The sequence below is a fragment of the Yoonia sp. genome, from assembly GCF_036770585.1.
GTDB lineage: Bacteria > Pseudomonadota > Alphaproteobacteria > Rhodobacterales > Rhodobacteraceae > Yoonia.
The window spans coordinates 1,427-10,076 of sequence record NZ_DAIPIW010000084.1 but is presented as its reverse complement, the minus strand read 5'-3'; the positions used below and the strand labels follow the sequence as shown (position 1 = coordinate 10,076).

Below are 8,650 nucleotides of genomic sequence, written 5' to 3'. Positions count from 1 at the left end.
CCTATCGCCTTCTCATCGGCCAAAAGAGCTATTCAAGCTGGTCGCTGCGCGGCTGGCTTTGCTTTGCGCCCTTCGACATTCCGGTCAGCGTGACCACGACGTTGATCTATTCCGACAGTTTCAAGGCCGATGTGGCGGCTTTCGGCGGCACGGGAACCGTGCCTGCGGTCGTGACACCGCAAGGCGGGCTGCTGACCGACTCGCTTGCCATCGCGTGGCATCTGGCCGAGGCTTTTCCCGACAAGCGGCTCTTGCCGGACGCGCCGAAAGACAGGGCCGAGGCGCAAAGCATCATCGCCGAGATGCACGCAGGTTTCACGGCCTTGCGCAGCGCCTGCCCAATGAACCTGCGGCATGGCTGGGCTGGGTTCGTGCCATCCGACGCGGTCATGGCTGACCTTGCGCGCATCGAAGCGATCTGGGGGCGGGCGCTGGCGCGTTCGGCTGGGCCCTTCCTCTATGGCGATTTCACCCTTGCCGACAGCTTTTACGCGCCTGTCGCCACGCGCCTTCTGACCTACGGTTTGCCGATGTCCGCGCCCGTCGCGGCCTATGCGGCGGCCATCGCGGCGCAGCCCGATTTCGCCGGCTGGCGACAGGACGCGCTGACCGAAGACGCCGAGCTGGCCGTCTATGACAAGCCGCTTGCGCGGACGCCCTGGCCTGCGCCAAGAAATTAACCATTCGTCAACCACCACCGCGTAAGCGTTAACCATTATTGGAGACGTCGCGGTGGTTGCTCGGTCCTACACGGTCGCATTCGAAGGGGTGGATGCCCGGCTGGTCGAGGTGCAATGCGCGATCTCGGCGGGAATTCCCGCCTTCGCCATCGTCGGGCTACCGGACAAGGCGGTGTCGGAAGCGCGCGAAAGGGTGCGCTCTGCCTTGGGCAATATGGCGATTGCGCTGCCGTCCAAAAGGATCACGGTGAACCTGTCACCTGCCGACCTGCCGAAAGAGGGGTCGCATTTCGATCTGCCGATCGCGCTGGCGTTGCTTGCGGCACTTGACGTGGTGCCGCGCGAGATGGCGGAACAGACCGTTGCCCTGGGCGAGCTGTCGCTGGACGGCAGCCTTGTCCCCGTGATCGGCGCGCTGCCTGCCGCCATGGCCGCCGCCGAAGACGACCGGACGCTGCTCTGCCCCGCCGGCTGCGGCGCCGAGGCCGCATGGGTCGACGCGGTGCGGGTGATCGCCCCAAGAACCCTGGGCGAGGTGGTGCAGCACTACACCGGCAGGGCGGTCCTTGCACCGGCAACCCCGGGCGAGGCCAAGATGGCGGGGCGCATCGCCAATCTGTCGGATGTCAAAGGGCAGGAACGGGCCAAGCGCGCCTTGCAGATCGCGGCGGCGGGGCGGCATCACCTGCTGATGGTCGGGTCTCCGGGGTCGGGCAAGTCCATGCTGGCGGCGCGATTGCCCGGCATCCTGCCGCCCCTCAGCCCGCGCGAGGCGCTGGAAACCTCGATGATCCATTCGTTGGCGGGGCTCTTGGCTGAAGGCGGCATCAACCGCGCGCGGCCATTCCGCGAACCGCATCACACGGCCTCCATGGCCGCGATCGTCGGCGGCGGGCGCGGCGCGAAGCCGGGCGAGATCAGCCTGGCGCACAACGGGGTCCTGTTCATGGACGAATTCCCCGAGTTCGGACGCACGGTGCTGGAAACGCTCCGGCAACCGATCGAGACCGGCGAAGTCGTGGTCGCCCGGGCCAATGCCCATGTGCGCTATCCCTGCAAGTTCATGCTGGTCGCGGCGGCCAACCCGTGCAAATGCGGCTATCTCGCCGATCCCGCCCGCGCCTGCGCCCGCGCGCCGCAATGTGGCGCGGATTACATGGGGCGCATTTCAGGCCCTCTGATGGACCGGTTCGATCTGCGGGTCGAGGTGCCGCCGGTCGCCTATACCGACCTCGATATGGCCGAGGGGGGCGCGTCTTCGGCAGAGATCGCCGCATCGGTCCTTGCGGCACGACAGGTCCAGCGCAGCCGGTTCGGCGAAAGCAGTGGCCTGCGCGCGAATGCCGATCTGTCCGGAGAGGCGCTGGACCGTTTCGCGCGACCGGACGCGGACGGAAGGGCCCTGCTGGTGCGTGTCGCCGAAAGGTTCGGGCTGTCGGCGCGGGGGTATCACCGGGTTCTGCGGGTGGCGCGCACGATTGCGGACCTTGAAGGGGCCACAGAGGTCGGCAAGCCGCATGTGGCCGAGGCTGTCAGCTTCCGCATCGCCTTCACGTCCGAGGTCTAGCGCCGCGTCTCGATCGCCTGCCAGATTTTCTCGGCGATGTTGATACCGTCGAAGCGTTCGAGTTCCTGAATGCCGGTGGGCGAGGTCACGTTGATCTCGGTCAGCCAGTCGCCGATGACGTCGATGCCGACGAAAATCTGGCCCTTCTCGCGCAGAAGCGGCCCGATGCGGGCGCAGATCTCGCGGTCGCGGTCGGTCAGGGCGACTTTCTCGGGGCGGCCGCCGACATGCATGTTCGAACGGGTCTCACCGGCGGCAGGGACGCGGTTGATCGCGCCGACCGGTTCGCCATCGACAAGGATCACCCGTTTGTCGCCTTTCGACACCGCCGGCAGGAATTGTTGCATGATCAACGGCTCGCGGTTGATGCCGGCGAAAAGTTCATGCAGCGAGGCAAGGTTGCTGTCGTCCGCCCGCAGCTTGAAGACGCCTGCACCGCCGTTGCCGTAAAGCGGCTTGAGAATGACGTCGCCATGGTCCGCCCGAAACGCCCGCAGCGCCGCGAGATCCCGCGCGATCATCGTCGGCGGTGTCAGATCGGGGAAGGCGAGGACCAGCAGCTTTTCGGGATAATTGCGCACCCAGAAGGGATCGTTCACCACCAGCGTATCAGGGTGGATCATGTCCAGAAGATGGGTGGTGGTGATATAGCCCATATCGAAAGGCGGATCCTGCCGCAGCCAGACCACATCGAAATCCGCCAGATCGACGGTGACCTGATTACCCAGCGCGAAATGGTCACCCTTCACCCGCCGCACCTCCAGCGGCCAACCCGTCGCCATGACCCTGCCGCGGTCATAGGCAAGCCGGTCAGGGGTGTAATAGAACAGGTCATGTCCACGCGCCTGCGCCTCTTCGGCGATCCGGAAGGTGCTATCGGCATCAATGTTGATCGGACCGATCGGGTCCATCTGGAAGGCGATCTTCAGTGCCATGCGCTTACCCCTTGCAGCGTTCTGCCCCTCTTGATGGCGCAGACCCGTGCGAAGCGCAATGTGGTCACGCCTCCATAAAGGCGTTTTCGATCACCTGTATGGCACCCATGGCGTTGACCATAGCAAGATCAAAGCGCACGTCCGTCAATTGACCTTTCGGTTCGCCCGCCAGAAATTCGGTGGCGCTGGCGCAGATACGATCCATCTGGCGGCGTCCCAGACGAAGAGCCGCCGTGGCGAAATCCCGGCTTTTCTTCACTTCGATGAAGACAACCGTTTCGCCTTCGCGCGCGACCAGATCGATTTCGCCGGATTTGCCGCGCCAGCGGCGTGCCGCAATCCGGTGGTTTCGCCGCGCGTAATCCAGTGCGACGCAATCCTCTGCCGCCAATCCTGCGTGATATCCCGTTGATCCGGTCATGTCTTGTCCCCCAGCCCAAGTGCAATCTGGTAGACCTGCCTGCGCGGCAGACCCATCGCCCCCGCCACCGTCGTCGCGGCATCCTTGACACGCATCGTCTTCATCGCCTCTTGCAAAGCGGCCGCGATATCGTCTTGTCCGACGGTCGTAGCGCCGGCACGTCCGACAAGAACCACGATTTCGCCCTTGGTCGCAGTCCCTGTGTAATGGTCAGCAAGCCAAGCAAGATCACCGCGTGTCACCTCTTCGAATTTCTTTGTCAGTTCCCGACAGACCACCGCCTGTCTTTCCCCGCCCAACGTATCCCGCAAATCAATTAACATTTCCCCAACGCGTTTCGGACTTTCATAGAACACAAGCGTCATCGGCAGATCCCGCAAGGCCGCGATCTCTGCCCCACGCTGGGCACGGCTGGCAGGCAGGAAGCCGATGAAGGCAAAACGGTCTGTCGGCAATCCTGCGACGGTCAGTGCCGTGATCGCCGCAGAGGGGCCCGGTGCGGTTGTCACGGTCAGACCGGAGGCGATTGCGGCCGTCGCAAGCTCGTACCCGGGGTCGGCGACAAGGGGGGTTCCCGCCTCGGACACATAGGCCACCGACTGCCCTGCCTGCATTGCCGCGATCAGTCGTGCGACCGTCTGCGCGCCACTGTGATCATGAAAGGCGATCACCTGCCGCCCGGCCAGAGGCACCCCGTGAATATCCATCAGCTTGCGCGCCGTCCGCGTGTCTTCCGCCGCGATCACATCGGCCGAGGCCAGCACGTCCAGCGCCCGAAGCGTGATGTCGCGCGCCGAACCGATCGGGGTCGCGACGAGGTAGAGACCGGCAGAGAGTGGCTTGCGTTCGAAATTCATGTCTGGACCCAGCAGGCCCCTCCTCTATGATACCGACGCAAGCGCCCGGCTTCCGACCGGCAGGGCCGCCCGCGGATGAAGGAGAGACCGTCCATATGTTTGCCCTTTTGACCAGCGCCCGCAAGCGCCTTGCCCGTATTTTTGCCCTGTCTGGTCTTGTCTGGCTCGCGGCTTGCGATGTTCCGCTTGATCCGGAGGCCAATACGGGGCGGCAGATCGACGTGTCCGAGCCGATCGAGGTAGCGCTTCTGGTGCCCGGCGGCTCGTCGCAGGTGGCCGACAACCAGCTGGCCCGCAATTTCGAGAACGCAGCCCGTCTTGCCGCCGCCGATCTGGAGGGGGTCGAGATCGACCTGCGGATTTACAATACCGCCGGCGGTAGCCCGCAACAGGCGGCCGCCGCCGCGACACAGGCGGTCAATGAAGGCGCCAAGATCATCATCGGGCCTCTCTTCGGCGAGGCGGCGAATGCGGCTGGCGTCGCCGTTGCATCGCGCAACGTCAATGTGCTGACCTTCTCCAACAATACCGCCATCGCGGGCGGCAACGTCTTTCTTCTGGGGTCCACCTTCGACACGACCGCAGCACGGCTGGTCCGCTATGCGGGCTCGCGCGGGATTGCGCGCTACATGATCGTGCATGGCGATGACCTGTCCGGACGGGTCGGGCGCGACGCGATCGCATCAGCGGTCACGGCGAATGGCGGCGAGATTGTCGGCGTCGCAAGCTATCCTCTGTCCCAGCAGGGGATCTTCTCGGCGACGCGCAACATCGTGAACAACGTCCGGCGTTCGGGCGCGCAGGCGGTCTTTACCACCGCAGGCGCCAGCGCCGACCTGCCGATCATCGCCACCGCCCTGCCGGATGCGGGCATGGATATCACGCGCTCGCCTTTCATCGGCCTGACACGCTGGGACACCCTGCCTCAACTGCGTGATCTGCCCGGCCTGCAGGGAGGCCTTTTCGCGGTCCCCGACCCCGGCACATCGACGCTGTTCGAGGGGCGCTATACCGCGACCTATGGCGAGGCGCCGCACCCGCTGGCAGGGCTGGCCTATGACGGGATCGCGGCCATCGGCGCGCTTGCCGCCGCGGGCAACACGGGTGCCCTGACCAAAGAGGCGCTGACCCAGCCGCAGGGGTTCCGCGGGACATCGGGTGTCTTCCGCTTCCTGCCCAATGGCCTGAACGAGCGCGGGCTCGCTGTTGCCACGATCCAAGACAATCAGGTGGTGATCCTTGACCCAGCTCCAAGAAGTTTCGGCGTCCCCGGTCTCTGACCCGATCCAGCAGATCTACGGGCCCTCGCCCGACAATCTGATCTGCCCGGCCGAGACCGTTTTCGACCGCGCGGCGGTTCTGGCAGAGATCGGTGCCGCGTCACAGGCGGGCATGGCGGAACGCGACATCCGCGCAACGGTCGTGACGGTCCTGCGCAAGGCCCGCGCCGAGGGCATGGCGGCCATCGCCACCGCCTTTCGCGAGGCACCGTTCAATGCACGCCCGACGACGCGCGCCTATTCGTGGCTGACCGATCAGGTGGTCAAGACCGTCCTGCATGTCGCAACGACCCACCTGCACCACGCCGCCAACCCGACCGAGGGTGAAAGGCTCGCCCTGCTGGCGGTCGGCGGCTACGGCCGGGGCGAGATGGCCCCGCAGTCGGACGTCGATCTGCTGTTCCTGACCCCCTACAAGATCACGCCCTGGGCCGAGAGCGTGATCGAATCGATGCTCTACATGATGTGGGACCTCAAGCTGAAGGTCGGCCACGCCAGCCGCACCGTGAAAGAATGTGTCAGGCTTGCCCGCGACGACTATACGATCCGCACCTCGCTGGTCGAATATCGCCATCTTGCCGGCGATCCGGATCTTGCCAAAGAGTTGGGCAGGAAGCTTTGGAACGACCTCTTCAAGTCGACCGCCAGCGATTACATCGAAGCGAAACTGGCCGAGCGGGCCGAGAGGCACCGCAAGCAGGGCGGCCAGCGCTATGTCGTCGAACCGAACGTGAAAGAGGGGAAAGGCGGGTTGCGCGACCTGCAATCGCTGTTCTGGATCGCGAAATACGTCAACGGCGTGAAAGACGCAGCCGAGCTTGTCGATCTGAAGGTCTTCAGCCGTGACGAGTTCAAGACCTTCGTCAATGCCGAGGATTTTCTCTGGGCGGTGCGCTGCCATCTGCATCTGATCGCTGGCCGCCCCACGGACCAGTTGACCTTCGATCTGCAGGTCGAGGTGGCCACGGCCATGGGCTACACCGACCACGGCGGCAGGCGCGGGGTCGAGCATTTCATGCAGCACTACTTTCGCCACGCCACCCACGTGGGCGAGCTGACGCGGATCTTCCTGACGGCGCTGGAAGCCAATCACACCAAATCCGAACCCATGCTTGTCAGGCTGCTGAGCCGCAAAAAGAAAGCCAAGCCGCCCTATGCGATCAAGCAGAACCGGTTGACGGTCGAGAACCAGAAGGCGTTTTTCTCTGACAAGATCAACATGCTGCGCATCTTCGAAGAGGCGCTGCGCACCGGCACCCTGCTGCATCCTGACGCGATGCGGCTGATTGCGGCCAACCTCGCACTGATCGACGAGGACATGCGCAACGACAAGGAAGCCCAGCGCCTTTTCGTCGGTCTGCTGCTGAAACACGGCAACCCCGAACGCGCCCTGCGGCGGATGAACGAGCTTGGCGTGCTGGCGGCCTTCATCCCCGAATTCGCACCGATCGTCGCGATGATGCAGTTCAACATGTATCACCACTATACCGTGGACGAGCATACCATTCAGGTGATCAGCAACCTTGCCCAGATCGAACGCAAAGAGCTGAAGGAAAGCCTGCCCGTGGTGTCGGGCATCCTCGAACGCGGGGTCAACCGCAAGGTGCTCTATGTGGCGCTTTTGCTGCATGACATCGGCAAGGGCCGGGACGAGGATCACTCGGTCCTTGGCGCACAGATCGCGCGCAAGGTCGCGCCGCGTCTGGGGCTGAGCAAGAAGGAATGCGAAACGGTCGAATGGCTGATCCGCTATCATCTGCTGATGTCGGACGTGGCCCAGAAACGCGATATCGCGGAACCGCGCACGGTGCGGGGGTTTGCCAATGCGGTGAAATCGGTGGAACGGCTGGACCTTCTGACCGTGCTGACGGTCTGCGATATTCGCGGGGTCGGGCCGAACACGTGGAACAACTGGAAGGCGGTTCTGATCCGCAACCTCTACAGGGCCACGAAATCGGCGCTGGATACCGGGCTGGAAGACCTGAACCGCGAAACACAGGAAACCGAAGCCAAGCGGGCGCTGCGGGCGGCGCTGGTGGACTGGCGCGCCAAGGACATCAAGACGGAAATCGCGCGCCACTATGGCCCCTATTGGCAGGGGCTGCCTTTGTCGGCGCAGACGATTTTCGCCAAGCTGCTGCACGACATCAAGGACGACGAGATCAAGATCGACCTGATGCCCGACGAAGACCGCGACGCCACCCGCGCCTGCTTTGCCATGGTCGATCATCCCGGCCTCTTCAGCCGGATGACGGGGGCGTTGGCCCTTGTCGGGGCCAATGTGGTCGACGCGCGGACCTATACCTCGAAGGACGGCTATGCCACCGCCGTGTTCTGGGTGCAGGACGACGACGGCAACCCCTACGAGGCCGCGCGCCTGCCGCGCCTGCGCCAGATGATCGTCCGCACGCTGCGCGGCGAGGTCGTGGCGCGCGAGGCACTCAAGGACAAGGACAAGATCAAGAAGCGCGAACGCGCCTTCCGCGTGCCCACCAATATCAGTTTCGACAACGAGGGGTCGGAGATCTACACGATCATCGAGGTCGATACCCGCGACCGGCCGGGGTTGCTTTATGATCTGACGCGGACGCTGGCGAATAATTCCGTCTATATCGCCTCGGCGGTGATCGCGACCTATGGTGAACAGGTGGTCGATACCTTCTACGTCAAGGATATCGTCGGGCTGAAGTTCTACTCCGAGGCCAAACGCGCCTCGCTGGAACGCAAGCTGCGCGAGGCGATTGCCCAAGGCGCCGAACGCGCCGTGGCCGAATAGCGTGGAAGGTCAGCGCAAATGATCAAGCCGATCCGCCTTGCGGCCGGTTTTCTGACCGTCGGCCTGTGGACGTTGCTCAGCCGCGTGGCGGGGTTCGTCCGCGACATCATCATCGCCGCCTACCTTGGCACCGG

Annotated in this window: 7 protein-coding genes; 4 read left to right on the top strand and 3 right to left on the bottom strand. The window is 64.2% G+C overall.

What is annotated here, in order from left to right; all coding sequences use genetic code 11:
• A partial coding sequence (locus V7N12_RS12320; protein WP_333714896.1) for a glutathione S-transferase occupies window positions 1-680 on the top strand: 680 nt, incomplete at its 5' end.
• 52 nt (window positions 681-732) lie between these two features.
• Window positions 733-2,247 (top strand): YifB family Mg chelatase-like AAA ATPase, encoded by a 1,515-nt coding sequence (locus V7N12_RS12315; RefSeq protein ID WP_333714895.1) that lies wholly within the window; start codon window positions 733-735, stop codon window positions 2,245-2,247.
• On the opposite strand, the gene gshB is transcribed toward V7N12_RS12315, so the two are convergent.
• The 3 genes from gshB to rsmI form a co-directional block, all read right to left on the bottom strand.
• A complete protein-coding gene (gene gshB, locus V7N12_RS12310) occupies window positions 2,244-3,182 on the bottom strand; it encodes a glutathione synthase (RefSeq protein WP_333714894.1) in 939 nt (312 codons plus the stop codon). The two genes, V7N12_RS12315 and gshB, sit on opposite strands and share 4 nt — an antisense overlap.
• A 64-nt stretch (window positions 3,183-3,246) precedes the next feature.
• Entirely contained in the window at window positions 3,247-3,603 is a 357-nt protein-coding gene (locus tag V7N12_RS12305; RefSeq protein WP_333714893.1) for a YraN family protein, read from the bottom strand.
• A complete protein-coding gene (rsmI, locus tag V7N12_RS12300; RefSeq protein WP_333714892.1) occupies window positions 3,600-4,460 on the bottom strand; it encodes a 16S rRNA (cytidine(1402)-2'-O)-methyltransferase in 861 nt (286 codons plus the stop codon). The genes V7N12_RS12305 and rsmI overlap by 4 nt, the downstream gene beginning before the upstream one ends.
• A 95-nt stretch (window positions 4,461-4,555) precedes the next feature.
• On the opposite strand from rsmI, the gene V7N12_RS12295 reads away from it, so the two are divergent.
• On the top strand, window positions 4,556-5,740 hold the full coding sequence (locus V7N12_RS12295) for a penicillin-binding protein activator (protein ID WP_333714891.1): 1,185 nt from the start codon (window positions 4,556-4,558) through the stop codon (window positions 5,738-5,740).
• Window positions 5,700-8,516 carry a [protein-PII] uridylyltransferase gene (locus V7N12_RS12290; protein WP_443089965.1) on the top strand — a complete coding sequence of 939 codons (2,817 nt, stop codon included), beginning with the start codon at window positions 5,700-5,702 and terminating at the stop codon, window positions 8,514-8,516. Before V7N12_RS12295 ends, V7N12_RS12290 begins: the two co-directional genes overlap by 41 nt.
• The last annotated feature ends 134 nt before the right edge of the window (window positions 8,517-8,650 follow it).

What these genes read in the sequence shown, in the direction of transcription:
- gshB (WP_333714894.1), bottom strand. Translation starts at nt 3,182, where the DNA reads ATGGCACTGAAGATCGCCTTCCAGATGGACCCGATCGGTCCGATCAAC.
- V7N12_RS12305 (WP_333714893.1), bottom strand. Translation starts at nt 3,603, where the DNA reads ATGACCGGATCAACGGGATATCACGCAGGATTGGCGGCAGAGGATTGC.
- rsmI (WP_333714892.1), bottom strand. Translation starts at nt 4,460, where the DNA reads ATGAATTTCGAACGCAAGCCACTCTCTGCCGGTCTCTACCTCGTCGCG.
- V7N12_RS12295 (WP_333714891.1), top strand. Translation starts at nt 4,556, where the DNA reads ATGTTTGCCCTTTTGACCAGCGCCCGCAAGCGCCTTGCCCGTATTTTT.